Origin of the sequence: Paracoccus jeotgali, assembly GCF_002865605.1 — a bacterium.
In the GTDB taxonomy this organism is placed as follows: Bacteria; Pseudomonadota; Alphaproteobacteria; order Rhodobacterales; family Rhodobacteraceae; genus Paracoccus; species Paracoccus jeotgali.
The window spans coordinates 843,031-869,418 of sequence record NZ_CP025583.1; the positions used below are offsets into that span (position 1 = coordinate 843,031).

General features: G+C 64.1%; 25 protein-coding genes and 3 pseudogenes. 10 read left to right on the plus strand and 18 right to left on the minus strand.

Annotation, left to right across the window (positions count from 1 at the left end; translation table 11 throughout):
* Nucleotides 1-2: 2 nt before the first annotated feature.
* From CYR75_RS04265 to CYR75_RS04275, 3 genes are all read left to right on the plus strand, one after another.
* Complete coding sequence (locus CYR75_RS04265; RefSeq protein WP_101498977.1) at nucleotides 3-3,968, plus strand: baseplate multidomain protein megatron; 3,966 nt, start codon at nucleotides 3-5, stop codon at nucleotides 3,966-3,968.
* Between the two features lie 9 nt (nucleotides 3,969-3,977).
* A complete protein-coding gene (locus CYR75_RS04270) occupies nucleotides 3,978-5,054 on the plus strand; it encodes a DUF2793 domain-containing protein (protein ID WP_090735027.1) in 1,077 nt (358 codons plus the stop codon).
* Between the two features lie 157 nt (nucleotides 5,055-5,211).
* Nucleotides 5,212-5,892, plus strand: coding sequence for a L,D-transpeptidase (locus CYR75_RS04275; protein ID WP_090735029.1), 681 nt, complete (start codon nucleotides 5,212-5,214; stop codon nucleotides 5,890-5,892).
* 36 nt (nucleotides 5,893-5,928) lie between these two features.
* Here the strand turns inward: CYR75_RS04275 and CYR75_RS04280 are convergent, their stop codons facing one another.
* On the minus strand, nucleotides 5,929-6,213 hold the full coding sequence (locus CYR75_RS04280) for a hypothetical protein (protein ID WP_040610620.1): 285 nt from the start codon (nucleotides 6,211-6,213) through the stop codon (nucleotides 5,929-5,931).
* A 181-nt stretch (nucleotides 6,214-6,394) separates the two neighbouring features.
* Here CYR75_RS04280 and CYR75_RS04285 point away from each other — a divergent pair, with 181 nt between their 5' ends.
* Nucleotides 6,395-8,749 (plus strand): heavy metal translocating P-type ATPase, encoded by a 2,355-nt coding sequence (locus tag CYR75_RS04285; protein WP_090735031.1) that lies wholly within the window; start codon nucleotides 6,395-6,397, stop codon nucleotides 8,747-8,749.
* 63 nt (nucleotides 8,750-8,812) lie between these two features.
* Nucleotides 8,813-9,325, plus strand: coding sequence for a L,D-transpeptidase family protein (locus CYR75_RS04290; RefSeq protein WP_090735033.1), 513 nt, complete (start codon nucleotides 8,813-8,815; stop codon nucleotides 9,323-9,325).
* On the opposite strand, the pseudogene lnt reads toward CYR75_RS04290, so the two are convergent.
* From lnt to CYR75_RS04340, 10 genes and pseudogenes are all read right to left on the minus strand, one after another.
* Nucleotides 9,306-10,913, minus strand: a pseudogene (lnt, locus tag CYR75_RS04295) (apolipoprotein N-acyltransferase). The gene CYR75_RS04290 and the pseudogene lnt sit on opposite strands and share 20 nt — an antisense overlap.
* A complete protein-coding gene (gene lspA, locus CYR75_RS04300) occupies nucleotides 10,880-11,338 on the minus strand; it encodes a signal peptidase II (RefSeq protein ID WP_090735086.1) in 459 nt (152 codons plus the stop codon). The pseudogene lnt and the gene lspA overlap by 34 nt, the downstream one beginning before the upstream one ends.
* A 19-nt stretch (nucleotides 11,339-11,357) precedes the next feature.
* On the minus strand, nucleotides 11,358-12,140 hold the full coding sequence (locus CYR75_RS04305; protein ID WP_101498978.1) for a ZIP family metal transporter: 783 nt from the start codon (nucleotides 12,138-12,140) through the stop codon (nucleotides 11,358-11,360).
* 12 nt (nucleotides 12,141-12,152) lie between these two features.
* The gene (locus CYR75_RS04310) at nucleotides 12,153-12,608 is read right to left on the minus strand and encodes a DUF411 domain-containing protein (protein ID WP_090735037.1); all 456 of its coding nucleotides are present in this window, start codon (nucleotides 12,606-12,608) and stop codon (nucleotides 12,153-12,155) included.
* Between the two features lie 3 nt (nucleotides 12,609-12,611).
* Entirely contained in the window at nucleotides 12,612-13,985 is a 1,374-nt protein-coding gene (locus tag CYR75_RS04315; RefSeq protein ID WP_090735039.1) for a M23 family metallopeptidase, read from the minus strand.
* Nucleotides 13,982-14,608: an SCO family protein gene (locus CYR75_RS04320; RefSeq protein ID WP_090735040.1), complete on the minus strand. Its 627-nt coding sequence runs from the start codon at nucleotides 14,606-14,608 to the stop codon at nucleotides 13,982-13,984. Before CYR75_RS04320 ends, CYR75_RS04315 begins: the two co-directional genes overlap by 4 nt.
* Nucleotides 14,608-15,075, minus strand: coding sequence for a copper chaperone PCu(A)C (locus CYR75_RS04325; protein ID WP_090735042.1), 468 nt, complete (start codon nucleotides 15,073-15,075; stop codon nucleotides 14,608-14,610). The genes CYR75_RS04320 and CYR75_RS04325 overlap by 1 nt, the downstream gene beginning before the upstream one ends.
* Nucleotides 15,076-15,098: 23 nt before the next feature.
* Nucleotides 15,099-15,758 (minus strand): DsbA family protein, encoded by a 660-nt coding sequence (locus CYR75_RS04330; RefSeq protein WP_090735043.1) that lies wholly within the window; start codon nucleotides 15,756-15,758, stop codon nucleotides 15,099-15,101.
* The gene (locus tag CYR75_RS04335; RefSeq protein WP_090735045.1) at nucleotides 15,755-16,177 is read right to left on the minus strand and encodes a disulfide bond formation protein B; all 423 of its coding nucleotides are present in this window, start codon (nucleotides 16,175-16,177) and stop codon (nucleotides 15,755-15,757) included. Before CYR75_RS04335 ends, CYR75_RS04330 begins: the two co-directional genes overlap by 4 nt.
* Before the next feature lie 5 nt (nucleotides 16,178-16,182).
* Nucleotides 16,183-16,749: an SCO family protein gene (locus tag CYR75_RS04340; RefSeq protein ID WP_090735046.1), complete on the minus strand. Its 567-nt coding sequence runs from the start codon at nucleotides 16,747-16,749 to the stop codon at nucleotides 16,183-16,185.
* A gap of 209 nt (nucleotides 16,750-16,958) precedes the next feature.
* On the opposite strand from CYR75_RS04340, the gene CYR75_RS04345 reads away from it, so the two are divergent.
* The 5 genes from CYR75_RS04345 to CYR75_RS04365 all read left to right on the plus strand — a co-directional run bounded on the left by CYR75_RS04345 (nucleotide 16,959) and on the right by CYR75_RS04365 (nucleotide 21,374).
* Nucleotides 16,959-17,387: a MerR family transcriptional regulator gene (locus CYR75_RS04345; protein ID WP_007426244.1), complete on the plus strand. Its 429-nt coding sequence runs from the start codon at nucleotides 16,959-16,961 to the stop codon at nucleotides 17,385-17,387.
* Between the two features lie 82 nt (nucleotides 17,388-17,469).
* The gene (locus CYR75_RS04350) at nucleotides 17,470-18,072 is read left to right on the plus strand and encodes a cation transporter (protein WP_090735048.1); all 603 of its coding nucleotides are present in this window, start codon (nucleotides 17,470-17,472) and stop codon (nucleotides 18,070-18,072) included.
* Nucleotides 18,073-18,160: 88 nt separating this feature from the next.
* Nucleotides 18,161-18,931, plus strand: coding sequence for a transglutaminase-like domain-containing protein (locus CYR75_RS04355; protein WP_101500866.1), 771 nt, complete (start codon nucleotides 18,161-18,163; stop codon nucleotides 18,929-18,931).
* Nucleotides 18,921-19,850, plus strand: coding sequence for a cation diffusion facilitator family transporter (locus tag CYR75_RS04360; protein ID WP_090735052.1), 930 nt, complete (start codon nucleotides 18,921-18,923; stop codon nucleotides 19,848-19,850). The genes CYR75_RS04355 and CYR75_RS04360 overlap by 11 nt, the downstream gene beginning before the upstream one ends.
* A gap of 579 nt (nucleotides 19,851-20,429) precedes the next feature.
* Entirely contained in the window at nucleotides 20,430-21,374 is a 945-nt protein-coding gene (locus CYR75_RS04365; protein WP_101498979.1) for a metallophosphoesterase, read from the plus strand.
* Nucleotides 21,375-21,386: 12 nt separating this feature from the next.
* Here CYR75_RS04365 and CYR75_RS04370 read toward each other — a convergent pair whose 3' ends face one another.
* From CYR75_RS04370 to tnpA, 7 genes and pseudogenes are all read right to left on the minus strand, one after another.
* A complete protein-coding gene (locus CYR75_RS04370) occupies nucleotides 21,387-21,767 on the minus strand; it encodes a hypothetical protein (RefSeq protein ID WP_101498980.1) in 381 nt (126 codons plus the stop codon).
* Nucleotides 21,767-23,092, minus strand: coding sequence for a recombinase family protein (locus CYR75_RS04375; protein WP_101498981.1), 1,326 nt, complete (start codon nucleotides 23,090-23,092; stop codon nucleotides 21,767-21,769). Before CYR75_RS04375 ends, CYR75_RS04370 begins: the two co-directional genes overlap by 1 nt.
* The gene (locus CYR75_RS04380; RefSeq protein ID WP_101498982.1) at nucleotides 23,089-23,589 is read right to left on the minus strand and encodes a DUF2924 domain-containing protein; all 501 of its coding nucleotides are present in this window, start codon (nucleotides 23,587-23,589) and stop codon (nucleotides 23,089-23,091) included. The genes CYR75_RS04375 and CYR75_RS04380 overlap by 4 nt, the downstream gene beginning before the upstream one ends.
* Nucleotides 23,586-23,807, minus strand: coding sequence for a hypothetical protein (locus CYR75_RS15965; RefSeq protein ID WP_158644571.1), 222 nt, complete (start codon nucleotides 23,805-23,807; stop codon nucleotides 23,586-23,588). Before CYR75_RS15965 ends, CYR75_RS04380 begins: the two co-directional genes overlap by 4 nt.
* Before the next feature lie 155 nt (nucleotides 23,808-23,962).
* Nucleotides 23,963-25,460, minus strand: a pseudogene (gene tnpC / locus CYR75_RS04385) (IS66 family transposase).
* Between the two features lie 60 nt (nucleotides 25,461-25,520).
* Nucleotides 25,521-25,867 (minus strand): annotated as a pseudogene (gene tnpB / locus CYR75_RS04390) (IS66 family insertion sequence element accessory protein TnpB).
* Nucleotides 25,864-26,259, minus strand: coding sequence for an IS66-like element accessory protein TnpA (tnpA, locus tag CYR75_RS04395; RefSeq protein ID WP_101498326.1), 396 nt, complete (start codon nucleotides 26,257-26,259; stop codon nucleotides 25,864-25,866). The pseudogene tnpB and the gene tnpA overlap by 4 nt, the downstream one beginning before the upstream one ends.
* Nucleotides 26,260-26,388: the final 129 nt, after the last annotated feature.

The following is a 26,388-nucleotide window of genomic DNA, read 5'->3' on the forward strand; positions in this document are numbered from 1 at the left end:
ACATGGCCACCCTCGTTCTCGGCGTCGCCGGCGCCGCCATCGGCGGTTCCATCGGCGGCGCGATCCTCGGCGTCAGCGCCGCCACCATCGGCGGCTTCATCGGCTCGACCGTGGGTTCGGTCGTCGACAGCTGGATCGTCTCGTCGCTGGCGCCGACCCAGCGTATCGAGGGCGTGCGGCTCGACACGCTGCGCATCACCTCGGCGACCGAGGGCGCGGTCATCCCGCGGCTCTATGGCCGGATGCGGATGGGCGGCAACATCATCTGGGCGACCGATTTCCGCGAGGAGACAAAGACCACCACGCAGGGCGGCGGCAAGGGCGGCGGGGGCGGCAAGGTCAAGACGACCGAGTATCTCTACTACGCCAGCTTCGCCGTGGCGCTCTGCGAAGGCCCGATCACCGGCATCGGGCGTATCTGGGCCGACGGCAAGCCGATGGACCTCTCCGGCGTCACCTGGCGCTGGTATCCGGGCGACGAGGCGCAGACCGCCGATCCGTTCATCGCGGCGAAGATGGGCGCGGCCAACACCCCCGCCTATCGCGGCACCGCCTATGTCGTCTTCGAGGAACTGGCGCTCTCGACTTACGGCAACCGCCTGCCGCAGCTGTCCTTCGAGGTGTTCCGGCCGCTCGCGGATCCCGACACCGCCGAGGGGCTGACTCGCGCCGTCACCATGATCCCGGCCTCGGGCGAGTTCACCTACGCGACGCAGGCCATCCGCAAGACCGATGGCGGCGCGACGGTGCCCGAGAACCTGAACGCGCTGGCCGACTCCTCCGACATGGTCGAAGCGCTGGACCGGCTGCAGGCGATGGCGCCCTCGGTCGAGAGCGTCAGCCTCGTGGTGGCCTGGTTCGGCGACGATCTGCGCGCGGGCTCCTGCAAGGTGCGGCCGGGCGTCGAGGTGTCGGCCAAGTCAACCACGCCCGTCAGCTGGTCGGTCAATGGCGTGAGCCGCGCCAGCGCCTTCCTCGTCAGCCGGGACGACCAGGACCGCCCGGTCTATGGCGGCACGCCGTCCGACTTCGCGGTGGTGCAGGCAATCCAGGAGATGAAGGCCCGCGGGCTGCGGGTGACCTTCTATCCGTTCATCCTGATGGACGTGCCGCCCGGCAACACGCTGCCGAACCCCTATTCCGACAACGCCGCCGAGACCGGCCAGCCCGCCTTCCCCTGGCGGGGGCGGATCACCTGTTCGCCTGCAGCGGGGTTCGCAGGGACCGTGGACAAGACGGCCACGGCCGCAAGCCAGGTCGCCGCGCTGTTCGGCGCAGCCACGCCCGCGAGCTTCAGCGTCTCGGGTCAGTCGGTTTCGTGGACAGGCACGCCCGGCGACTGGGGCCTGCGCCGCATGGTGCTGCACTACGCCCATCTCTGCGCGGCGGCGGGCGGGGTCGATGCCTTCCTGATCGGCACCGAGATGCCGGGGCTGACGACGATCCGCTCGGGCGCGGCCACCTATCCGGCCGTGCAGGCGTATCGGGACCTGCTTGCGGATGTGCGCTCGATCCTCGGGGCCGGGACCAAGATCGGCTATGCTGCCGACTGGTCGGAGTATTTCGGGCACCAGCCGGGCGACGGCTCGGGTGACGTGTTCTTCCATCTCGACCCGCTCTGGGCCGATCCGGAGATCGATTTCGTCGGCATCGACAACTACATGCCGCTGTCGGACTGGCGCGACGGGTTCGAACATCTCGACGCGGCCGAGGGCTGGCCCGCGATCTACGACCGGGCCTACCTGCAGGGGAACATCGCCGGTGGAGAAGGTTTCGACTGGTTCTATGCCAGCGCCGCCGATCGGTCGGCGCAGGTCCGGACCCCGATCACCGACGGTGCTGCCAGCAAACCCTGGGTCTTCCGCTACAAGGATCTGCGGGCCTGGTGGTCGAACGCGCACTACAACCGGCCGGGCGGGGTGGAGAGCGGGACGCCGACGGCGTGGGCGCCGCAGTCCAAGCCCATCTGGTTCACCGAGCTGGGCTGCCCGGCCATCGACCGGGGCACCAACCAGCCAAACGTCTTCTTCGACCCGAAGTCGTCCGAGAGCTTCACGCCGCACTACTCCCGCGGCTGGCGCGATGACGCCATCCAGCGCGCCTATCTCGAGGCGACCTATCTCTGGTGGGGCGAGGCCGCGAACAACCCCCTGTCCTCGGTCTACGGCGGCCGGATGGTGCATGTGCCGGAATGCGCCGCCTGGACCTGGGACGCGCGGCCCTATCCGTTCTTCCCGGCGCTGACCGACGTCTGGACGGACGGCGCGAACTGGCGGCTCGGTCACTGGCTGACGGGGCGGCTCGGCGCTGTGTCGCTGGCGGCCCTCGTGCGGCACCTCTGCCTGCGCGCCGGGCTGCCCGAGGCGCGGATCGACGTCATCGGCCTCTGGGGCGCGGTCGAGGGCTACGCCATCACGGCGCTGGAGAGTCCGCGCGCGTCGATCACCACGCTGTCGCGCCACTTCGGCTTCGACGCCGTGGAGACCGAGGGCGTGATCCGTTTCATCATGCGTGGCCGGGCCTCTGTCGCGACCCTCGCGCCCGACGATCTGGTGGCGGCCCGAGAGGGCGACGTGCTGGAACTGACGCGCGGCCAGGAGACCGAACTGCCGCAGGCGCTGAAGTGGCAGGTCGCCCGCGCCGACGAGGATTACGACGCGGCCCTCGTCGAGGCGCGGCGCATCACCGTCGACACGACACGGATCGCCTCGGAGAGCTTCCCGATGGCGGTGCCGCCCGAGGAAGCCGAGCGGCGCTGCCGCCGCGCGCTGATGGAGGCGTGGGTGGGGCGCGAGACGGCGGCATTCCGTCTGCCGCCCTCGCGGCTCGCGCTCGATCCGGCGGACCCGATCCGGCTCGCCCATGACGGGCGGCTGGTCGACCTGCGGCTCGTCTCCATCGCCGACGCGGAGGCTCGCGGCATCGAGGCGGTCCGCCAGGATCGCGCGACCTACGACCTGCCGCCCGGCGATCCCCGCGCGGCGTCGCTGACGCGCGCCGTGGTGTTCGGCGCGCCGGATGCGCTGCTGCTGGACCTGCCGCAGCTCACCGAGGACCAGCCCGCGCATCGGCCCCTTATTGCGGCGCACGCGGTTCCCTGGCCCGGCGAGATGGCAGTTTTCCGCAGCCCCTCCACGGATGGCTTCGAGCTGCTGACGACGTTCGGCAGTCGCGCCCGGATTGGCCAGCTGGTCTCCGACTTCTACGCGGGCCCCACCTCGCGCTTCGATTTCGGAAATGCGCTTGTGGTCGATCTGCTCACCGGCACGTTGGAAAGCGTCACCGACCTGACCCTGTTCGGGGGCGCCAACGCGCTTGCCATCGAGAGCGCGCCTGGGGTCTGGGAGATCGTGCAGGCCGGCGCGGCCGAGCTGCTCGCGCCCGGTCGATATCGGCTCACCCGGCTTCTGCGCGGACAGCGCGGCACGGAAGGTGCCATGGGCAACCCGGCGCCCGCCGGCGCGCGGGTGGTGGTGCTGGACGACAGCCTCGCGTCGCTGCCGATCGCCGAGGCCGATCTTGGCATCCCGTGGAACTGGCGCATCGGCCCGGCCAGCCGCCCGGTCAGCGACGAGACCTATGTGGCGCAGACCTTTACCCCCGCGGGCGCGGGACTGCGGCCCTTCTCTGTCGCCCATGTCGAGCAGCCGTGGCGTCGCCCACGCACGCCCGGCGATCTGACCATCCGCTGGACGCGCCGGTCCCGCGCTCTTTCCGCCGACAGCTGGGGCGGGCTGGAGGTGCCGCTGGCGGAGGAACTGGAAACCTACGAGGTCGAGATCCTCGACGGCGCAGCCGTGAAGCGGGTGCTGAGCGCGGCCACCACCAGCGCCGTCTACACCGCCGCCCAGCAGAGCGCCGACTGGGGCGCGCCGCTCGCCCCCGGCGACACCGTCAACATCCGCATCTACCAGCTCTCCGCCCTCGTCGGGCGGGGCGCGCCGAAAACCGTCACCCTCACGTTCTGAGGCCATCCCATGTCCGACGCCACGACCCATCTCCTGCTGCCCTACATCCTCGCGGCGCAGGCCCAGAAGCATGTCACTCACAACGAGGCGCTGCGGATCCTAGACGGGCTCGTCCAGCTCTCCGTTCTAGACCGGGATTTGACCGCGCCGCCGGCTTCTCCCGCCGATGGCGACCGCTACATCGTCGGCTCGGGCGCGACCGGCGACTGGGCTGGCTGGGATCTAAACGTGGCTCTGTTCACGGATGGTGCCTGGCTGCGCCTGCCTCCTCGCACCGGATGGCGGGCGTGGGTCGAGGACGAGGGCCTGCTGCTCGTCTACGACGGGTCTGGCTGGATCGGGACAACGCCGGACGTGCTGCAGAACCTTGCGCTTCTTGGGCTGGGGACGACGGCAGATGCGTCGAACCCGTTCTCGGCAAAGCTGAACGCCGCGCTCTGGACCGCTAGGACCGTGGCCGAGGGCGGGACCGGCGATCTCTTCTACACCATGAACAAGGAGGCGGCAGGCGGCGATCTCGGGCTGACCCTCCAGACCGGCTTCGTGACCAAGGCGCTGGTCGGGCTGTTCGGCTCGGACAGGTTCCGGCTCGCCGTCTCGGCCGACGGCAGTACCTTCTTCGACGGGCTGAGCGTCGACAACGCCACCGGCATCGTCGACCAGCCGCGGCTGCCGCGGTTCAAGGCGTACACCAACTACGACAACTATGTCGGCGTAGGAACCTGGACGAAGATCGGCCTGAACAACACCGATTATAACGATCAGGGGGCGTTCGACGCCGCGAACAACCATTTCGTGGCGCCTTCGGATGGCACCTACCTCTTCGGCGCGACGCTGCTTTACAAGATCAACGCCAGCGCCACGGCCCGCATGCGCGGGCGGCTCGTGCTGAACGGCACGACGGAAATCCGCGGCTCCCTCGGCGAAATCTCCGCCACCCATGTCTCGCTAGCCACCGCGATCTGGCTGCAGACCATGGTCCCGCTCACTGCGGGCGACACCGTCGAGTTGCAGGGGTATTTCCGGGTCGCGGACGGCTACTTCGCGGCTGACCACACCTCGTTCTGGGGCGCGAAGATCGGCTGAGCGGCAACAACGGGATTGCACACGCCCCTTTGACCTGTGCGGCGCTAGCGGAAAGAAATGCCTTGAAGCTCTAGTTGGTGGAGGTTGCATATCGAGACACGAAAGCGCTGCTCGTGCCTCGCGAGCCTGCGCAAATGCCCAGAACAAAGGCTGCCAAATGCTGACAAGACGACACTTCGTTCGATCAACCACAGCGCTGTTTTCAGCGTCGGTCTCCGGCCCACTCCTCGCCGATACCTGGCCCACCGAGGCGCAGAAGGCTGCCTGGGATGCACAGGTGACGCCTCCAAATTATGTCCCCGAAACCTCCAATCCTTGGGGTCTGCACCCGCGGTTCCTGCCGCAACGAGTCGTCGCGAAGGACGGTCTCGTACCGGGAGATATCCATGTCGATGCGGTCGCGCGATATCTCTACCATATCGAGGAGGGTGGAACCGCTATGCGTTATGGCGTGGCGATCGGGCGTGGCGACCTCTACGAACCGGGTATCTATACGATACAGCGCAAGGTCGAGTGGCCGCACTGGACCCCGACCCAGAACATGATCGAGCGGGAACCGGAGATTTATGCGCAGTTCGAGGGTGGTGTGGAACCCGGGCCCGAGAACGCGCTCGGATCGCGGGCCATGTACCTCTACGTCGGGGATCGCGACACATATTTGCGGATTCACGGTACCCCGTTTCCGCAAAGTATCGGCAGCCGAGCCAGCTCGGGTTGCGTCAGGATGGTGATGGCGCACATCAACAGTCTCTATCCACGTGTCGAGATCGGCTCGACGGCGTATCTCTATTCGGCGGAAGGCAGCCTTGCGGCACCAGAGGTTGGCGACCTGTGGTGATGCGCGCCGAGCGACGGATGCTGCCGTTCGCATTCGTCAGGCCTGCGCCTGCCGACAGATAGCCGCTCCGTTTCTTGCCCGAAGTGGCAGGAGCGTTGTCTCGACCTGACCGCGATGCTCGTACCAGTAACACCCGTCGTCAGGCAGCAGGCGGACGGTTGAGAGATCCTGACCGTCCGCCGCCAATTCGAGAACGATCTCGGGAACGCCGGACTCGGGTTCAGTGGCAGGCAACTGGCCGACCTCCTGCGAGCCGCAGCTTGCGGTCAGAAAGAGTGCGACGACAGCCATCTTCATCCGTGTCCGAGTAATACTCAGCATTGTTGTTCCTTCCGCTTATGCCACTCCTCGCGACGGTTTTCATGGGTAGTGCTAAAACCGCACGGATCACCGCACTTTCTAGCAAAAATACAAACTGAAATACCACCGTATTTTGCTCTTGAAGCTCTAGCTACTGTAGGGGCTATGTCATGGTGATGCACCCGAATCCAGAGGTCCATTCATGCCGTCCGACACCCATCACCACGATCACGATCATGCCGAAGACGACCAGGCAAACGGCGGCAACTGTTGCGGGAGCGCGGGAACGTGCGGCGACATCGAGCCGACGACGCCCGCGCCGACGGGCGGGCGCAGTTTTCAGGTGTCCGGCCTCGATTGCGCCGAGGAGGTCGCGATCCTGAACAAGGTGGTTGGCCCGAAGATCGGCGGGGCCGAGCATCTCGCGTTCGACGTGATCAATGGACGGATGACTATTCTCGACAGCGCCAAGAGTGTATCGGACGGCGAAATTGCAGAACTGGTCGCAAGCACCGGCATGACCGCCAAGCCCTGGGATGCCGAAAACGCGTCGGTCGACCAGGCGGCCCATCTTGCACGACAGCGGCTGTTTACGGCGCTCAGTGGCGGCTTCTGGGCCGCGGGATTTCTGTGGCACATCATCGAGACCGGCATGGGGGGGGCACTCGGCCTCTTCGCAGGGCACGGCGAAGCGCCGATGCCACTGGTCGAGGCAGGGCTATTCGCGGTTGCGATCCTGTTCGGTGTCTGGCTCGTGGCACCCAAGGCATGGTCGTCCGCACGGAGGCTGTCGCCCGACATGAACCTGCTGATGGTGGTCGCGGTGGCCGGTGCCATAGGGCTTGGCGAATTCTTCGAGGCGGCGACGGTTGCGTTCTTCTTCTCGCTCTCGCTCTACCTCGAAAGCTGGAGCGTCGGGCGTGCGAGGAATGCGGTCTCGGCGCTCTTGGATCTTGCACCACCGACGGCGCGCGTGATCCGCGAAGACGGAAGCGAGGCCGACGTTCCGGCGGCTCAAGTCGCCGTAGGCTCAAGCTTCATAGTACGCGGTGGCGACCGTATCCCCCTCGATGGTGAGGTGACGGACGGCGCGGGCGCGGTCGATCAGGCGCCAATCACCGGAGAGAGTGCGCTGGTCCCAAAGGAACGAGGCGACGAAGTCTATGCCGGCACGATCAACGGCGAAGGCACATTGACGGTGCGCGCCACGAAGGCCGCCTCGGACACCGTCTTGGCCAAGATCATCCGCATGGTCGGCGACGCCCATGCCCGCCGCGCGCCGGTGGAGCAATGGGTGGCGAAGTTCGCCCGCATCTACACGCCTATCGTCATGGCTCTCGCCATTGCAATTGCCCTGCTGCCGCCGCTCATTTTCGGTGGGGCCTGGGATTATTGGTTCTACAATGCACTCGTACTGCTAGTGATCGCCTGCCCGTGTGCTCTGGTCATCTCGACACCGGTCTCCATCGTCGCCGCACTCACCGCCTCAGCGCGGGCCGGAGTGCTGATCAAGGGCGGTGCATATGTTGAGGCACCGGGCAAGACCACTGCACTGGCCATGGACAAGACCGGCACGATCACCATGGGCGTGCCCGAGGTGGCGGCGGTGCATCCGCTGGGTAGAGCATCGGCGCAGGATCTGATGAGCCTCGCCGCGGGGCTCGAGGCACGTTCCTCGCATCCCTTGGCGCGCGCCATTCTCGCGCGGGCAGAAGCCGACGGCATCAAGGTGTCCGCCGCAGAAGATACCCGAACCGTTCCTGGTAGGGGACTTGAAGGACGCACTGACGGCCGGTCGATCTGGCTAGGGTCGGACCGGTTTGCCGAGGAGAAGGGTTTCGGCGACGCCATTCCGAAGGATTTGCGCGACCGCATCGAAGGGGCTGGCAGCACCCTTGTTGCCGTGGGCGACGACACCGGCGTGACCGGCATCCTGGAATTGCGCGACCGTATCCGCCCCGACGCCGAGGGCATCGTGGCACAGCTCCACGCGCAAGGCGTGAAGACCATCGTCATGCTGACGGGCGATAACGAGCGGACGGCGCGCGCCGTTGCAGCCGAGGTCGGCATCGACGAGGTCCGCGCCGAGCTTCTGCCCGAAGACAAAGTGACAGCCATCGAAGAACTGGTCGAAACGCATGACATGGTGGCCATGATCGGCGACGGGGTGAACGACGCCCCCGCCATGGCGCGGGCGCATTACGCCATCGCGATGGGTGCTGTTGGTTCGGACGCGGCAATCGAGACTGCGGATATTGCCCTGATGACCGACGACCTCGGCAAGGTGCCTTGGCTGATCGGTCATTCGCGCCGGACAATGTCGATTATCCATCAGAACATCGGTATTTCCTTGGCGACCAAGGGCGTTTTCGTTGTCGCTACCGCGTTTGGAGTGGCATCGATGTGGGGCGCTATTGCAGCCGACGTAGGAGTGTCATTGCTGGTGGTGGCCAACGCCCTGCGCCTGCTGAACAGCCAAGAGGCTAAGGCGCCGCCGTCCGGCGGTGAACAGGTTGGCCCACAAATGGCAAAGGCCGCGCTTGCCCACGGACATTGATCACGCAGCATTTGCAAGGTAACGTAATGTCCATATCAGACCTCACGAAAGAGGCATCGAGCAGTGAAAACCATCCGATTTCCCCGCCGCGCCGTCCTGTTAGGCGGGCTGGCAGCGTTTTTGTCCGGCTGTGCCAGCAAGTTCCGCAGCTATGGCGGACCCGAGGTGACCCGTGTTCGGCTCTACAAGGGGCAGCGCTTGCTTGTTCTCGACGGAGCCGATCGAGTATTGCAAACCTATCCGGTCGGACTGGGTTTCGCGCCCGAAGGTCACAAGCAATTCGAGGGAGACGGTCGGACCCCGGAGGGCAACTACGTTGTCGATAAGCGCAACCCTGAAAGCACTTATCATCTTTCGGTTGGCATCTCTTATCCGAATGAGGCCGACATCGCTTTTGCCGAGGCGCAGGGCCGATCCCCCGGGGGCGACATCTTCATCCATGGTGGTCCACGACCCGGCATCGACCCAACGGACGTCCGCGACTGGACAGCTGGCTGCATCGCGGTCACAGATCGGCAGATCGAGGACATCTATGCAATGGTGAAGGACGGAACACCTATCCACATCTTTGCATGACGGTGTTTCTCATGCGGCGGTAGCGCGCCGTCGCATTGGTCGCCATTGCCCAGCTCCACGAAGCCAAGATGAGCGCCAGCAGCATCCAGTCCCCGAAGCTCGCGTAGAGTGTCGGCGGTCGCGCGGAGGGCAGGCTAGCGTCGATGATGCCCGTTTCGCCGGTATCGAGCCGCGCAACGATCTCTCCGTTCGCGTCGATGACCGCGGAGATGCCCGTATTCGCGGCTCGGATGACAGGAAGGCCTTCCTCTACGGCGCGCATCCGTGCGGAAGCCAGATGCTGCTCCGGTCCGATGCTGGTGCCGAACCAGGCGTCGTTCGTCGCGTTGAAAATCCAGTCAGGTCGGAACAGGTCGTCGACCACATGGCCTGGGAAGATGATCTCATAGCAGATCGCTAGGGCGACCAGCGGCACACCCGGAAGTGCAAGCGTTCGTGGGCCCGGTCCGGGCGTAAAGTCGCCGAGCCCCGCCGTCAGCCGCTCGATGGGCAACCAGCCGCGGAATGGCACATATTCGCCGAAGGGTACGAGATGATGTTTCGCGTATCCGGTCAGGATTCTGCCGATCGCGCCAAAAGCCTAGACCGTGTTGCAATATCGGGTGCCATCTTCGCTCGGTACACGGTCCGGCACACCGGTGAGCAGCACCCTGCCGTCTGGTAGCGCAGCGGCAATGCGATCCCGTGCCTCCGTATCCTCATCGAGGAAACCCGGAGAGGCGGTTTCCGGCCAAAGAAGAACGTCGAAATCGCCGGGCTGGGTTGAAAGCTCAAGATAGCGCGCGAAGGTCGCCTCGCGGTTCTCGGGCGCCCATTTCTCCTCTTGTGGAATGTTGCCCTGGACGATGCGCAGGTCGACACCGGGTGGCTGTTGTGCATCCGACTGGAGGCGAAGCGTGCCGACAGCCCACATCGTCGCGATGCCCGCCAGCGCCATGAGCGAAACGGTCAATCGTTGCCGCCCGGACGCCATGACAGCCGCGCCGGGAAGTGCCGCGACGAACACGGTGAGAAAGCTTAGCCCATAGCTTCCGACCCAGGCGGCGGGTTGGCGAGGAGCGGCGTAATCGACCAAAGCGTAGCCGGCGAGGTTCCATGGAAAACCTGTCAGAACGTGACCGCGCAACCACTCGGCCACGGTCCAGGAGGTCGCGAACAGGAGGCAGGCCAAGAGACTGCCCATGGCTCCACGCCGCGCGATTTCGGCGAAAAGCGCGGCGGCAATGGCCGGGAAAATCGCGAGACCTGCGGACAATCCCGCGACGGCCGGGATCGCCATCGCCCCGAACCGCTCGGCCTCGACGTAGAAACTCTCTGCAATCCACGAAATCCCGAAACCGAACTGGCCGAGACCAAACGCCCAGCCGACGAGGAAAGCGCGCCCGAAGGAGAGATCGCGAAGCCCGACAAACAACGCGGAATAGGCAACGGGAACAAGCAGGAGAATCGAAAGAGGCGGGAAAGTCAGAACCGTCAGCGCCCCGGCGGCGAAACCAAGCGTCATCCGCGAAAGCAAACAGGGGCGCAGAGCGATGCGGTTCAGAATTTCCGTCTTCACGACTTGATCGGACGCCGCGCGCTGATCCATGGCGCGGCGAGCAAGAGCCCTACGCCACTGACGACAAATACATCGGCCATGTTGAAGGCAGGCCAATGTGTTGTGCCAATGTAGAAATCGAGAAAGTCTGTTACAGCCCGATAGCGCACACGATCGATGACATTGCCCAGCGCTCCGCCAATGATCGCGCCGTAGGCAAGTGTTTCGGCCGCATTTTCGACGCGAAACAGCATGACAGCAAGCCAAACACAGATGGCAAGAGCGAGAGCGGTGAGGCTCCACCACGGCGCGCCGCCCAGCATCCCGAAAGTCACGCCGTCATTACGAGAAAAGACGAGGTTGAATCCCGGAAACACGGAAATCCCGGCGCTAAAAGTGGCGGCATTCGCAACGACAATGGCTTTGGTGATCTGATCGATTGCGAACGCAGCAAGCGCGGCAAAGACGCCGATCACTTTGGGTAGTGACATTGCCTCACCCCAACCAGACATCGAGAAACAGCATCAGAACGAGCCCGACAGCCAGGCCGAGCGTCGCCCTGTTCTGATAGCCGCTGCGATGGGTTTCGGGGATAATCTCGTGGCTGATGACGTAGAGCATTGCGCCCGCGGCAAAGGCCAGTCCCCATGGAAGCAGCGGTTCCGACAGTGTGATGATGCCGGCCCCGAGCAGACCGCCAATCGGCTCGACCATGCCAGTCAGCGCCGCAATGCCCCAGGCGCGCAGCTTCGGATATCCCTCGCCCAGCAGCGACACCGCGACGGCCAATCCTTCGGGCGCGTTCTGCAAGCCGATGCCGATGGCGAGTGGGAGGCCACCTTCCATGCCACCGGAGCCGAACCCGACCCCGACCGCGAGACCCTCGGGAAAGTTGTGGATCGTGATCGCGATGATGAACAGCCAGACCCGCCGCAATGACGCCGCTTCGGGCCCTTCGCGTCCCGTCTTGAAATGCTCGTGCGGCAGCTTTTCGTTCATCAGGGCGACAGCCCCCATGCCCAGAAGGATCGAGACGCATACGATGGCCGCAGGCATCGCGCCGTTCTCGAACATCGGCTCTGCGGCATCTAATGCCGGGATGATCAGCGAAAAGAACGAGGCTGACAGCATGACACCGGCAGCGAAGCCGAGCGACAGATCGCGCGTGGCCCGGGACGGGATGCGCCCGAACAGCACGGGAGCTGCTCCGACTGCCGTGAGCGAACCGGCGGCGAGACTTCCGAGAAAGCCGAGCATTATCGGGGACAGATTTTCCATGGGCGGGCCAGATTATCCTTCGGCGTAGCTTGAAAAGACTTCCGTCGCCCCGTCCTCGCGGATGAGGAAGACATCATAGGCTTCGCGGTCATCCTCAGGCCCCATACCGGGCGAGCCATAGGGCATCCCCGGAACGGCGAGGCCTACGGCGTCCGGGCGCTCCTCGAGAAGGCGGCGGATGTCAGCGGCCGGGACATGGCCCTCGATCACGTAGCCATCAATGAGCGCGGTGTGGCAGGAGACCATGCGCTGCGGCACGCCGTTGTCGAGCTTGAAGCGAACCAGCGATCCACCGAACATGTCCTGGCCGGTCGGCGCAAAACCGTTTTCTTCGAGATGGTTCATCCACGAGAGGCAGCAGCCGCATCCGTTCGTCTTGCGGACGTCGATCGCCGTTGCCTCTGCGAGGGCCTGTGCCGCCGGGGAAAGGGCGAGCGTGATGGCCAGAGCTTGGGTCATGCGTTTCATGGATCAGAGCCTTTCGGTTATCGTTTCGGCAATCTCGCTGCCGAGGTTTTCATTCAGAAGCGCCCGCGCCTCGGCCAGACGCGAGAGCGCGGCGGTATCATCCGCTTCGCGCTCGGCTGCTTCGGCGAGCCGGTCGTCAGAGAGGGGGTCAGTCGGGCGCCCATCCACGAGCACCTCATAGTGCAGGTTCGGACCTGTCGCCGTGCCAGTCGCGCCGACGCGGCCGATCACGTCTCCCGCCGCAACGCGTTGGCCTTGTGCCAAGTCTTCCGGCACGGCGCTCAGATGCGCGTAGCGCGTCATGGTGTCGGAGCCGTGCAAGATTTCGACCACGCGACCATATCCGCCGCGCCAGCCGATGAAATTGACCCGCCCCGGTGCCGTCGCTTGAACCGGTGTCCCACGTGCCGCTGCGAAATCGACGCCGGTGTGCATCCGGACGTTGCCAAAGACCGGATGCGTGCGGCGTCCGAACACCGAGCTCAGGCGCGCACCCTCGACCGGCTGTGCGAAGACGCGCAGCACCTCGCCATCGACGTAGATCGTCGCCTGACCGCTGCCGTCGTCCGGCCATACGATCTCGTAAAGCGAACCGCCGATCTCCAGTGCGGCGAAGGCGAGTTCGGGCTGTCCGATCCTGTCCTCGCCGACCCGCGCCTCACGCCAGAGAAGCCTTAGTGCTTCGCCGCCGGCCATCTCGCGGCGGAAATCCACGGTCCCACCCAGCATCTGCGCAAGGTCCACGGAAAAACGGGCGGGTATGCCGGCTTCGTCGAGTGCCGCGAAGATCGAGCTGTCGATCACGGCTTTGCCGGCAAGGGTTACGATTTCCGGATCCGGAGTCACGACCTGTGTGGACAACTGCTCGCCGAAAACCACCTCGATCCGAACCCCGTCCTCGACGGCAAGTGAGACGGTGCGGGGGCTGCCGTCCATGGTCGAAGCGACAGTGACCGAGTGCCCCGGCCGCAGCCGTCGCAGATCGTATTCCGCGCCAAGCGCGAGGGCAACTTCGGCTCTGTCAGAAGCCGCAAGTCCAGCTTCGGACAGCAAGAAATCGAGCGTCTCGCCTGGTGCAATGTCGCGCGACCACGTCGACAGCGGTGGCTCGATCGCCCTTACCGGCCTGTCGGCAAACGCGACCTGCAGAAGGGGCAGCGGGCTGAGGTCGGATGCATCGTCTGCCCATGCCGCCGCGGGCAGCATCACGGGGATGTCAACGTTCTGGGGGGCTTCAGGACCTTGGGGCATCCAGCTACCTGCCTGGGCAAGTTCCGGCGGCACGGGTTCTTTCGACAAAAGATCGGAGATCGCGATAGCTGCCCCGGGAACCGTCCCCGCAATTGCGACACAAGCCGCCAAAGTTCTGAGCCTCATGTCGCCCCCTCCATTTCTTCTTCCAGCGCGCGGCGAATTTTCGGCACCGCGAATTCTCTGGGTTCGTGATAGTCGATCATGGTGACGAACCGCCCAGAGGCTGCGAACAGGAAGACGCTCGCGCTGTGGTTCATCGTGTAATCGCCGCTCTCCGTCGGCACCCTTTCGTAGGTGGCGTGGAAGCCGTCCGCGACGCGCGCTATCTGCTCCTCCGGCCCCGTCCAGCCGCGAATCGCCGGATGGAAGTAGCCGACATATTCGGCCATCGTTTCGACAGTGTCGCGCTCGGGATCGACCGTGATGAAAACCACGTTCATCTCGTCGGCCTCGTCTCCCAGATCGTCGAGCCATCCCGAAATGTCCGAGAGCGTGGTCGGGCAGACATCGGGACAGTAGGTGAAGCCGAAGAACGCCATCGTCGGTCGCCCGATCAGGGTTTCCGGCCCGACCGCGTTGCCCTCATGATCCGTCAGACGGAAATCCATCGCGGTCAGAGCCACAGGCCGCTGCCCGATAGGCTCAGGTCCACCGGGGCCATCGACCTGCCACCAACCGGCAAAGAGCATCAGGGCGACCACCCCGACACCAGCCGCGCCGTACCCTAGGATCGCCCGTCGCCGCATCAGTCCTCCGGCCCCCGCGCGGAGATGCCGAGGATCGTCACCTCGACCGTCACTTCGCCTCCGTCGTCGAAAAGCAGGGTCAGCGGAAAGGTTTCCCCTTCCGTCATCGGTTCTTGCAGCCGCATCAGCATTGCGTGCAGGCCCCCCGGTTCGAGCGCGACGCTCTCGCCCGGGGCGATCGCGATTTTCCCCGCCGGGCTCATGGAACTCACACCCTCGGCATTGGTCTTCGTCTCGTGAATTTCGGGCATCATCGCGAGCGGTGTTGTAAGGCCGATCAGCGTCACCGGCTCGTCGCCAGTGTTGCGGATCGTCATGTAAGCGGCCCCGGGACGGTTCACCCCGATGGAGGCGCGGGACCACGCGTTCTCGACGACAACATCCTCGGGTCCGGCCAGCGCGGGCACTGAGAGGCCTCCAAGGGTCAAAAGCGCCGCCAGTATGCTGGTCAAAATATACTTTTTCATCGTTTTGATCCTGCCCTTTCCATTCAGCTTTGCGCGGCAGCGACTTCGGCAGCCACCAATCGCCGCAGTTCTGCCTCCCCGAATGGATCGAGCGGCTTGCCGTTCACGAAGAATGTGGGCGTCTGGCGAACTCCCACGGTCTCTACATCGGCACGATCCTGATTCAGGATCGCCACGACATCGGGTGCCAGCATTTGCGTGCGCGCGGCCTCGGCATCGAGTCCGGCCGTGGCGGCGATCTGAAGGATCAGGCCAGGCGCCGGGGCACCGTGTGACGCCCATCTCGGCTGTTCCCGCAGAACGGCCTCGAGCACCGGCACGTAAACGTCCTGCATGTGCGCCGCCTCGAGCACGCGGATGGCTTCCTCGGATGCCGCGCCGTGGAAGGGCGTGTAGCGGATCACGACGCGGACAGCATCCCCATGCTCGGCCATGATGTCCTTCAAGAAGGGGTGAAAGGCGCGACAGGCCTCGCAGGCCGGATCGAAGAATTCGACGATCGTGACGGGCGCTTCCGCAGGCCCGAGGATGGGCGAGTAGGGGCGGATCATCGCGTCCGCGAGTTCCGGCGCAACAGGCTCCGCTTCGGCCACCGGGCCGGGGCGGGTTGCAAACCAGGTGGCTCCGCCGAAACCGGCGACGCCGAGGGCGAGAACGGACAGGATCAGGCCGCGTCGGTTCATGTTCGTGTGTCCTTCAATGAAAGGGCCGACAGCGCCCCGATCAGCGCGAAGGCGGCGAGCGCCATCAGCGGGATCGGGATGCCGAAGACCAGTTGGTTGTCATCGGTGCAAGAGGGGCCGGTGGCCGTGCAGGGCTGGATGCGTTCGGGAACAAGACCGACGTACAGCCCCATGTGCCAGAGGGCGATTGCGCCGCCGCCAAGCGCCAATGCGATGCCGTAGCGCCCCACGCGGCCGTCCCGCCACCAAAGGCCGAGCCCGAGGACAATGGCCAAGGGGAACATGAAGGCGCGCTGGAACCAGCACAGCACACAGGGCGTCTGCCCCAGCACCTCGCCGATGAAAAGCACGGCAAGCGAGGCGACGAGCGCGATGATCCACGCTAGCCCGAGGGCTGTTTCTCCGGATATGCGGTTCATTTCGGTCAGATCCTCTCTTCCAGATCGGCGAGAATCTCCTCGGCGGAGGTGCCGTAGGGCCACGAGTCGGCGAAGCCCGCGTCGGGATCGAAGAGGAACAAATGCGACGTGTGGCCCATCGTGTAACCATCCGGCGCCGCAGCCTCTTCGACGCGTTCAAAGAAGATCGGAAACGTCTCGGATGTGGCGGCGATCTGTTCCGGCGTGCCGGTCAGACCGATGATGCCCGCATCGAACAGCGGGACGTATTCGGCGAGTGCGGCGGGCGTGTCCCGTTCGGGGTCGATGGTGATGAAAATCGGCTGGACCTTGGCGGCATCGTCGCCCAGACTGTCCATCACCGCCGCGACCTCAGATAGGGTCGTCGGGCAGACGTCGGGGCAGTTGGTAAAGCCGAAAAAAACAAGCATCCAGCGCCCCGCAAAGTCCTTCTCGGTTCGAACCATACCCTGGTGGTCCGTCAGTTCGAATTCAGCGAAGAAAGGCGGCTCGGCGTCAGTTCGGGCGCTGTCGGCACGATAGTCGGACCAGAGTAAAAGCCATACGAAGGCAAGCGCTGCCACGCCTGCCAAAACCCAAAGAAACTTCTGTGCCGATGTAAGAGACAATCCTGTTCGCCTGCCATTGATCCTTGTGTGTCTGCGCGTCTACATCCTCTAGCCACTGAAGGTTCAAGCATGAAGATGGCGCCTTGATGCGACATCACGCGCCTGTGAATCCCGCACTTGCCCGCTCACACCGCAAAACCTACAAGGACTGTATACTTTTTCTGGAGGCGAGAATGCTCACGATCGGCACTCTGTCAAAGAAGACCGGCACGAAGGTGCAGACCATCCGGTACTACGAGCAGATCGGGCTCATGCCCGAACCTGGCCGGACCGAGGGCGGACAGAGGCGCTACGACGGTTCACAACTCGATCGCCTGTCCTTCATCCGCCACTCGCGGCAACTCGGCTTCTCGCTCGATGCGATCCGCGAGCTGCTCGACCTCAGCGACCATCCCAATCGGCCCTGTGATGAAGCTGATGCCATCGCGCGTCGCCAGCTCAAACGGGTGGAGCAGCGCATGGCCCGCCTGAAGGCGCTGCGCACGGAACTGAAACGCATGGTCCACGAGTGCAGCGGCGGGCGGACAGCGGATTGCCGGGTGCTGGAGGTATTGCGGGACCATTCTGAATGTCTGACCGAGCACGACGAGATTGGGGCCTGATTGGACCATGCCGATGTCGCGGCAGGAACTTAGACCAGCCGCAGGAGTTCTTCGATCGTAAACCACGAGCCGAAAACGAGAAATGGCCGCAGAACAAGATTCAAAAGAGAGACGCACGCTCTGGATCGTTCTGGCGCTCAATATCGGTCTGGCCGTGGCTTTTTTTGCAACCGGTGCGTTCGGCGATTCCAGCGCCTTGATCGCCAACGGCCTCGACAACCTTTCCGACAGCTTCGTCTACGCTATCAGCCTGTTTGCGCTGTCCCGGTCCGGCAAATGGAAACGCGGAGCGGCGAACATCTCCGGTGGGCTGCTGATCCTGTTCGCTGCAGGCATCCTCTACGATGCATGGCGCCGCTACATCGGCGGGTCAGATCCGCTCGGGACGATCATGATCGCCATGGCCCTGATCGCCGCGGCGATCAACGCGGTCTGCGTCTGGTTGCTCGCCCGACTCCGCGAACCGGACGTCAACATCCGCGCGGCGAACACCTTCAGCTGGAACGACTTCGCCGCGAACCTCGGGATCGTCGTGGCTGGCGGTCTCGTCGCCTGGCTGGGAACGAACTGGCCGGACCTGGTCGTGGGTGTGGTCGTGGCCGGGATCGCGGCGTGGGGCGGTATCGACATCCTGCGCGATGCACACGGCGAACACCACAAAGCCGTTCATGCCGACGACCGGTAGCGATTGATCGCCTTCTGAGAAAAAGGACTTGAAGCTACAGTCGCTGGAGCATTTATGTAGATCCTCGCCAGACTCGAGGAGATGCATCTTGCCCGCCGTTGACCCCTTGCTGACAGCCACGCGGCTGCTGGATTTCGAAGCCGCTCCTATTGCGGATCTGGTCGCGGGCCGCGGCTGGCAGGATTTTGGCGAGCATGACCGGATCGGTGCCGCCTATGATTTCGTCCGAAACGAGATCGCTTTCGGCTACAATCGTGCCGACGACATCCCGGCCTCAGAAGTGCTGTCGGACGGCTACGGCCAGTGCAACACCAAGGGCACGCTGCTCATGGCGTTGCTACGTGGCCTTGGCATTCGGTGTCGCCTGCATGGCTTCACCATCCACAAGGCGCTCCAGCGCGGTGTCGTGCCCGAGTGGGTTTATCCGCTGGCCCCCGCGGAAATCCTCCACTCCTGGGTAGAGGTCGAGACCGAGAATGGATGGATCAATCTCGAAGGGTTCATCCTGGACACGCCCTTTCTGAAATCGCTGCAACGGGCGTTCATCGAGATGGAAAGCCTTTGCGGCTACGGGGCCAGCACCGACTGCTTGAGCGGCCCACCGGTCGAGTGGACCGGCGACGACACATATATCCAGAAGACCGGCATCGCCCGCGATCTCGCAACATACGCTATACCAGACGAGTTCTACCGGGGGCATCGCCAGGACTTCGGCGCCTTGCGCGACTGGCTCTATCGCCACGTCATCCGCCACTGGATGAACAGACGCGTGCGCGCAATTAGGCGGGGCAAGGTGCCGCAAATCCCCGGCCTCGCTCGCCCGAACCATCTTCATGAGGAGACGCACCGTGCCGCATGATCACGGCCATGCCCACATCGATCCCGCATCCGGTGACCGGCGCGTGTCCATCGCGATCTGGGCGAACGCCCTTCTGACCGTCGCACAGATCGCGGGCGGCGTCGTTTCGGGCAGTCTCGCGCTGATCGCGGATGCGCTGCACAACTTCTCGGACATGGCGTCGCTGGTGATCGCTTTCGCGGCGCGCAAGATCGCGCGGCGGCCCGCCGACGAACGCATGACCTTCGGATACGGCCGGATCGAGATTGTCGCTGCACTGATCAACTACACGACACTCATCCTCGTCGGCGTTTACCTGATCTACGAGGGCGGTATGCGCATGATCGATCCGCCCGAGGTTCAGGGTTGGACCGTTGTGATCCTCGGCGGCGTGGCGCTCGTGGTCGACGCTCTGACTGCGGCGCTCACCTGGTCCATGCAGAAGGGCAGCGTGAACATCCGCGCGCTCTTCCTGCACAACCTCTCGGATGCGCTCGCCTCGGTCGCCGTGATCGTCGGCGGCACGCTGATCATTCTCTACGACCTGCGCTGGGTCGATCCCGCAATCACCATCGGTATCGCGCTGTATATACTGTATCTCGCACTGACCGAGATCGGCGGCCCGATCCGGACACTGATGCTGGGCAGCCCGCCGGATATCGACAACTCGGCCGTGATTGCCGCGATGCGGGACGTGGACGGCGTTACGGATGTCCACCACGTGCATCTATGGCAGATGCAGGAACACGAGGCGGCGCTCGACTGCCACGTGGTCGTCGCCGAAGATGGATGGACAAGAATCGAGGCCATCAAGGGCGAGATCAAAGCACGACTGAGCGAGCGCTTCGGCATCGCTCATTCCAGCCTCGAATTCGAGAATGAAAGGAACGCCCACACCAACGCCAACCTCTACGGTCACGGTAGTAATGGCCATGAATGATCAGGAGCACGAATTGACGGAAGAACGATATTATCTCGCACCTTCATACACTTAAGCGCAGGGCAGGCAGTGTCAGCTTGGTGGAGAAGGTTGGATATCAGGCCCATCCCCTCCGCCATTATCCCCATTGCGAACCAGTGACACCGCCCTGACGGGCACGGTTTTTTCCGTGTTATCAAAGCGGTTTACAGGGGCCGACCGAACCTCATAGACGCGCCGTCTGGCCAAAACTGGGCTCAGAATGGCCCTCAGTCTCAGTTTGGGCGAACCTCGCCCGTTCCGGTTCGGTCCAGTTTTCTCATTACCTTTCAATGGCCTGCTTCCAAACCCCGCCAAAACCCAAATCGGCGATCCGAAAGATAACGATGGCAACGTAGACGGAACACGCGGTAGGCGCGTTGCTCGGGATGCCAGCGTAAGCAGGCGGATTGCTGGGGTTGGTTCGCATCCCAATCCCCCATCGAAACCGCTGATGACAAACGATTTTGGCACCGCTAGCGTTCAAGAACCTCGGATTGGTTCAGATCGATGCGGAGGCTGAGCTAAACCAGATACCGAGAACAATCCCAAGATGACTGCATGAACCCATTTGACATCATTCCAGACACCCACGGCCAATCCGCCAAACTCGACGCTGCCCTCACTAGACTGGGGTGGAGGCGGAGTGCTCTCGGATGGACCCATCCGGATCCGGATCGACAGATCGTCTTTCTGGGAGACTTCATCGACCGTGGGCCGGATAATCGGGCTGTTCTAAAGACCGTTCGCGAACTTGTCGATGCAGGCAAGGCCAAGGCGATCATGGGCAATCATGAGCTCAACGCTCTGCATTTCCACACGACGCATCCCGATGATGGCGAGCCGCTTCGTGCGCATTCGCCAAAAAACATCCGGCAGCACCGGACGTTCCTCGACCAGTTCCCGCCCGGCGATCCGCAGACGCGCGACGTTCTGGACTGGATGCGCAGCCTGCCTCTGTTTTTCGAGGAGGACGGGTTTCGTGCCGTGCACGCCTGCTGGATTGACGCCTCAATGGATCGGCTCAAGACGCTGACCGGGAATGGCGTATTGACTGAGGATCAGCTGATCCGGGCTGCAGATCGCAATGAGGCCGACGAGATGTTCATCTTGGCCGAGCAGATCACGAAGGGGCCAGAGCATCGCTTGCCCGATGGCTGGTCGTTCACGGATAAGGACGGGACGGAGCGGGATCATGTGCGCCTGCAATGGTGGAATGCCGCCGCACACACCTGGCGCGACATCGCGATCTCTGTGCCATCGGTTGAGGACCTGCCTGTCGATAGCTTGCCGGAGACGCTTTCGGCACAGACCTATCCAGCCACTGCGCGACCGGTGTTCTTTGGCCATTATTGGCTGAGTGGCGACCCGGTCCTGCAGGCACAGAACGCGCTTTGTCTCGACTATTCTGCGGGCAAGGAAGGCCCACTGGTCTCTTATGATATGTCCGACCCGGTCGGACCGCTTTCGAGGGACAAGATCCGGGTGCATCCGGCGGTCAGCTAAAGCGTGTGGCTCTCAATCAAACACCCGACCCGGTTGCTCGGCCCACGGCATTTCCGCAATGCCGCAAAGGTCGAAGATCGACAGCACAGTGGGCTCGCGCCGCAGAACCAGCCGTTCCAGCACCGATGGTGAGAGCCATGCCAGCCGGATCACGCGGCTGACATAGCGGTCCGAGATGCCTTCCGCTCTGGCGAGATCGGCGATGGTGTTGACGTCGCCGCGCTCCAGCTTGCGCCGCCAGTCCCACGCGCGGCCGATGGCGCGCAGCAGGCGGGCATCCTGTCCGCGATCCATGGCGACCTCGATCTCTTTGGGTGGCAGAATGCGAGGGCGGCCGCCGCGATTGCGCAGGGTGAGCGGAATGTGGACTCGCAGGGTTTCGGGCTCTGCCATCACGCCACCTCCGGCTTGGACGGAGCCATCAACGCGGCAATCGCACCCAAGCCCTCATGGCGGAGATCGACCGACAATCCGGCCTCGCTGGCGGTGACTCGCGCCACCAGAAGCCGGACCACGCGCGCCTGCTCGGCCGGGATCAGCGCGTTCCACATCTCGTCGAACTGGGTGAGCGACGCGCTGATTGCGTCCTCACCAAGGTCCGGCCGATCTTTGCGCAGGGTCCGCGACACCCGTGCGGCAACCTCCGGCGTTCGCAGCAGGCGACGGATTTCGCCGACCACGGCATCCTCGACCATGCCGCCGGGCAGCCGCTGCGGCCCGCGCAACTCGGCTTTCGGCCGTTTCTTGATCACGTCCATCGAGACATAGTAGCGATAGCGGCGCGTACCCTTCTTGGTGTGGTGCGGGGTCATCGCCACGCCGGTCTCGGTGAAGATCAGTCCGCGCAGCAGCGCCGGTGACGGTTCCTGAGCCGCGGCCTTCCTAAGATACCGGTTGTTCGCAATCGCCTCGTGCACGTCGTCCCAGAGCTTTTCGTCGATGATCTCATCATGCTCGCCGGGATAGGCTGTGCCTTTGTGGACGGCGAGGCCGCGATAGGCCTTGTTGTGCAAAGTCTTGAGCAGCGAGGTCTTGTCGTAAGGCCTGCCGGTCTTGGTCAGGATCGCGCGTGCGTCCAACTCGCGGACCACCTGCGCCGTGGAACTGGACCGGGCATAGAGCGTGAAGATCGTCCGCACCGTCTCAGCCTCGGCCGGGTCCACGATCAGCTTGCGGTCCTTCACGTTGTAGCCCAGCGGCACCGGCCCACCCATCCAGATGCCCTTTTTGCGCGACGCAGCGACCTTGTCGCGGATCCGCTCGCCGATGACCTCGCGCTCGAACTGGGCGAAGCTGAGCAGGATGTTCAGTGTCAGCCGCCCCATGGACGTGGTGGTGTTGAAGGACTGCGTGACGGACACGAAGGTGACGCCGTGCTTGTCGAAGATCTCGACCAGCTTTGAGAAATCCATCAGCGCGCGGCTGAGGCGGTCAATCTTGTAGACCACGACGATGTCGATCAGCCCGTCCTCGATATCGGCGATCAGGTGCTTCAGCGCGGGCCTCTCCAGCGTCCCGCCCGAGAATCCGCCGTCGTCATACCGGTCGCGCAGGCAGACCCAACCCTCCGCCTTCTGGCTGGCGATATAGGCCTCGCAGGCCTCCCGCTGGGCATCGAGGCTGTTGAATTCCATGTCGAGCCCTTCCTCGCTCGACTTGCGGGTGTAGATGGCGCAGCGCAGGCGGCGGGGCGGTTGTGGCTGTGGTTGGCGTGTCATTTGCTGATCCTCGGGCGTGGGGTGAAGCCGAAGAATTTCCAGCCATTCCAATTCGCGCCGGTGATGGCCCGCGCCGCGCCAGAAAGCGATTTGTACCGACGACCTTGCCACTCGAAGCCCTTTGTCAGCACCGTGACAGTGTGCTCGACGCCGTTCCATTCCCGGACCAGCTTGGTGCCTGGCAAAGGCCGTCGTGGGTCGGTCATCACCTGACCGGGTTCGCCAGAAGCCACCTCCGCTGCAAGCGCATCCAGCGTCCGCCGTGTGTCACGGCCAATGCCGCCAAGGGCCAGTTCCTGGATGCGGTAGCCAAGCCGCAGCTCGAGGTTCTGGCGGCTGGTGTTCGGCGCGGGCGCGTCAAAGATCGCCGCCCATTTCTCACGCAGCTCCGGCACGGTCATGGCCTTCAGCGCCACCAGGTCCGCCAGGACAGCGTGATCCTGCGCAGAGCCAAGGCATGTTCTCTTTCCTACTGATTTCATTTTGGTTTTCGTCATTCGTCCTCTCCAACTCGGGTTCGCAACTGGTGACGACGACGGCGAACAAGGGCGAGGATGTCCAGCGAACTGTCTCCTTTGTCCGGAGATTTTTCGGTAATTGTCCGTGGGTTGGCGCGATCTATGGCTGCGGCGAGGATCTGGGCGACTTCCGCCAGCCGCTCATTGGTGGTGAGCTTGTCAGGCGGAGGGGCGAAATTGACGTTGGTATCGGGCATGGCGGGCGAACCTCAGGAGCTGTTTTGCCCTGTGATGGTCGCTGTGAGGATGGGGTTTCAAGTTAAAACAACAGGTTGTCGAAGGAGAGTGAAAGTAAGCGAAACCTTGCGTTTATTCAATTACCAGCGTCGATGGTAAGCGTCCGGCCTGACCGCTACCCGCGCCATTTCCAAGGCAGCAGGTCATCGACCTTTGTGATCTTGTAATCAGGGATACGGGCCAGGGTGTCGGCGAGCCAGGCATGGGGATCGATGGCGTTGAGCTTGGCTGTTTCGATCAGGGTGTAGGCGATGGCGGCGGCCTTTCCACCTGCCTCGGAACCGACGAATAGGTAGTTTTTCCGCCCGAGGGCGATGGCGCGCATGCCGCGTTCGGCGGCGTTGTTGTCGAGCTCGAGGATGCCGTTGTCGAGGTAGGGGCGCAGGCGTTCCATCCTGGTGAGGGCGTATCGGATGGCGGCCGCTAGGGGGGATTTCCCCGAGATCGTGGTGAGTTGCATGGCCAGCCAGACTTCCAGGTCATCGAAGACCGGGGCGGCATGTGCCTTACGGAGTTCGGCGCGGCGGTCCGGTGGCGAACCTCGGGCTTCCTTCTCGACGGCATAGAGCCGGGCGATGCGGCCGATGGCCTCCTCAGCGATCGGCGAACCTTGCGATCGGTGGATGTCCACGAACTTGCGCCTGACATGGGCCATGCAGGCGACCTCGCGGATGGCGCCGGAACGGTAGAGATCCTCGAACCCGGCATAGCCGTCGGCATGCATCCAGCCGCGGAAACGGGCCAGATGATCCTTGGGGTGCTGACCCTTGCGGTCGCCCGAGAAGCGATACCATGCGGCAGGCGGAGCATCGCCATCCCATGGGCGCTCATCGCGGGCATAGGTCCAGAGCCGGGCCGTCTGGGTCTTGCCGGTGCCGGGCGCCAGCATCCGCACCGGCGTATCGTCGGCGAAGATCGCCTCGGCCGACAGGACATGGCGCCCGATGGCCTCGGCCAGTGGCTCCAGAAGGGTGGTGGTCTTGCCGACCCAGTCGGCCAGGGTCGATCGGTCGAGATCGAGCCCTTCGCGGCCGAAGATCTGGCTCTGGCGATAGAGGGGGAGATGGTCGGCATACTTGCTGACCAGCACATGGGCCAGCAGACCCGGCCCGGGCGACCGCGCTCGATCGGGCGCGACGGCAGCGGGGCCTGGACGAAGCGTTCGCAGCAAGCGCAGGTCAGCCGGGGCGGACAATCCGGTTCACGATGAAGCGCCCAGGAACATACTCCAGCTCTTCCGTGACGTCCTCGCCGATCCGGCGCAGGCGACCGCCGCAATCGGCACAGGCATCGGCGCCGGGCATCAGTTCCACCTCCATCCGGGGGATATGATCCGGGATCGGACGGCGCTTGGGTTTGCCCTTCTCCTCGATGTCCGGCAGACGCATCCGCGCCGTCATCGCGGCGGCCGCGATCTCGCTGGCCTCAAGAGCCAACTGAAGCTGTTCTGCCGTCTCCGAGGACGCGCCGAACCGGTGTGCCCGGTGCCCGGCCAGTTGGTGCCGCAGCTTCTCGATCAGGATCGCCTGCGCCTTCACCTCGGCCAGAAGCCGCGCGGTGAAGCTGCGCAACTCCTCGGGATCTTCCGGCAGGGTCAGGGTCTGATCGAGCATGCAAGGAGTTTATCCCACGGGATTCCTTATGGGAATCATTCTCTTGTGGCCCCCCCCTGATTATCCCGCTGCCAAGGGCCGCCACGTTCGCTCCGGGGCACGCCAGTCGATCCCTTCCAGGAGCATCGACAACTGCGCCGGTGTCAGCGCCACCTTCCCTCCTTGGCCGAGGGCCAGACGAACCGGCCCCGCTCCAGCCGCTTCATGAACATGCAGGCCCCCTGGCCATCCCACCAGATGACCTTCACCAGATCACCGCGACGGCCGCGGAAGACGAAGAGATGCCCGCCGAAAGGATCCTGCTTCAGCACCGCCTCGGCCTGCGCCGCCAAGGAAGCAAAGCCCTTGCGCATGTCGGTGACCCCGGCAGCCAGCCAGACCCGCGTGTTGGCCGGAACCGGGATCACGCCGAAAGTCCCCGGATCAGCCGCGCCAGCGCCTCAGGATCATAGCTGCCGCTGATCCGCATCCGGTGACCGCCCGCCAGCTCGATCTCGATGTGGTTCTCGGCGGCAGGTGCCGCCGGAGTAGACCTGGTCTCCGCGACGATCTCTACGGGCAGAAACCGCGCCTCCTCTGCTGGGGGCGCAACCGAGGTGGGGTCCGGCGCATAACGGGGATCGCGCAGCCACTTGAAGATCAGGTTCGCGTTCACCGCGTAGCGCCGCGCCACCTGAGCCACGGAAACGCCCGGCGCCGCCGTCTGGAAACAGATCGAACGCTTCTCCTCATCCGTCCAAAGTCGCTTCGTCCGACGCGCCACGCCATCACCATAGTGTCCACTATCAATGGTGGACACTATCCGCCTCTTTCACCACGCGGCAGGGCGGTCAGGCCGGACGCTTACCGTCGATGTGCCGAAAGGTGTAATTCACCGGAAAAGCCACGCGGCACTCCACCATGACCGGTGCGCAGTGGTGACCGACCT

Bases quoted from the DNA above. Each gene is read 5' to 3' on its own strand.
- CYR75_RS04265 (WP_101498977.1), top strand. From the start codon at position 3: ATGGCCACCCTCGTTCTCGGCGTCGCCGGCGCCGCCATCGGCGGTTCC.
- CYR75_RS04270 (WP_090735027.1), top strand. From the start codon at position 3,978: ATGTCCGACGCCACGACCCATCTCCTGCTGCCCTACATCCTCGCGGCG.
- CYR75_RS04275 (WP_090735029.1), top strand. From the start codon at position 5,212: ATGCTGACAAGACGACACTTCGTTCGATCAACCACAGCGCTGTTTTCA.
- CYR75_RS04280 (WP_040610620.1), bottom strand. From the start codon at position 6,213: ATGCTGAGTATTACTCGGACACGGATGAAGATGGCTGTCGTCGCACTC.
- CYR75_RS04285 (WP_090735031.1), top strand. From the start codon at position 6,395: ATGCCGTCCGACACCCATCACCACGATCACGATCATGCCGAAGACGAC.
- CYR75_RS04305 (WP_101498978.1), bottom strand. From the start codon at position 12,140: ATGGAAAATCTGTCCCCGATAATGCTCGGCTTTCTCGGAAGTCTCGCC.
- CYR75_RS04310 (WP_090735037.1), bottom strand. From the start codon at position 12,608: ATGAAACGCATGACCCAAGCTCTGGCCATCACGCTCGCCCTTTCCCCG.
- CYR75_RS04315 (WP_090735039.1), bottom strand. From the start codon at position 13,985: ATGAGGCTCAGAACTTTGGCGGCTTGTGTCGCAATTGCGGGGACGGTT.
- CYR75_RS04320 (WP_090735040.1), bottom strand. From the start codon at position 14,608: ATGCGGCGACGGGCGATCCTAGGGTACGGCGCGGCTGGTGTCGGGGTG.
- CYR75_RS04325 (WP_090735042.1), bottom strand. From the start codon at position 15,075: ATGAAAAAGTATATTTTGACCAGCATACTGGCGGCGCTTTTGACCCTT.
- CYR75_RS04330 (WP_090735043.1), bottom strand. From the start codon at position 15,758: ATGAACCGACGCGGCCTGATCCTGTCCGTTCTCGCCCTCGGCGTCGCC.
- CYR75_RS04335 (WP_090735045.1), bottom strand. From the start codon at position 16,177: ATGAACCGCATATCCGGAGAAACAGCCCTCGGGCTAGCGTGGATCATC.
- CYR75_RS04345 (WP_007426244.1), top strand. From the start codon at position 16,959: ATGCTCACGATCGGCACTCTGTCAAAGAAGACCGGCACGAAGGTGCAG.
- CYR75_RS04350 (WP_090735048.1), top strand. From the start codon at position 17,470: ATGGCCGCAGAACAAGATTCAAAAGAGAGACGCACGCTCTGGATCGTT.
- CYR75_RS04365 (WP_101498979.1), top strand. From the start codon at position 20,430: ATGAACCCATTTGACATCATTCCAGACACCCACGGCCAATCCGCCAAA.
- CYR75_RS04370 (WP_101498980.1), bottom strand. From the start codon at position 21,767: ATGGCAGAGCCCGAAACCCTGCGAGTCCACATTCCGCTCACCCTGCGC.
- CYR75_RS04375 (WP_101498981.1), bottom strand. From the start codon at position 23,092: ATGACACGCCAACCACAGCCACAACCGCCCCGCCGCCTGCGCTGCGCC.
- CYR75_RS04380 (WP_101498982.1), bottom strand. From the start codon at position 23,589: ATGACGAAAACCAAAATGAAATCAGTAGGAAAGAGAACATGCCTTGGC.
- CYR75_RS15965 (WP_158644571.1), bottom strand. From the start codon at position 23,807: ATGCCCGATACCAACGTCAATTTCGCCCCTCCGCCTGACAAGCTCACC.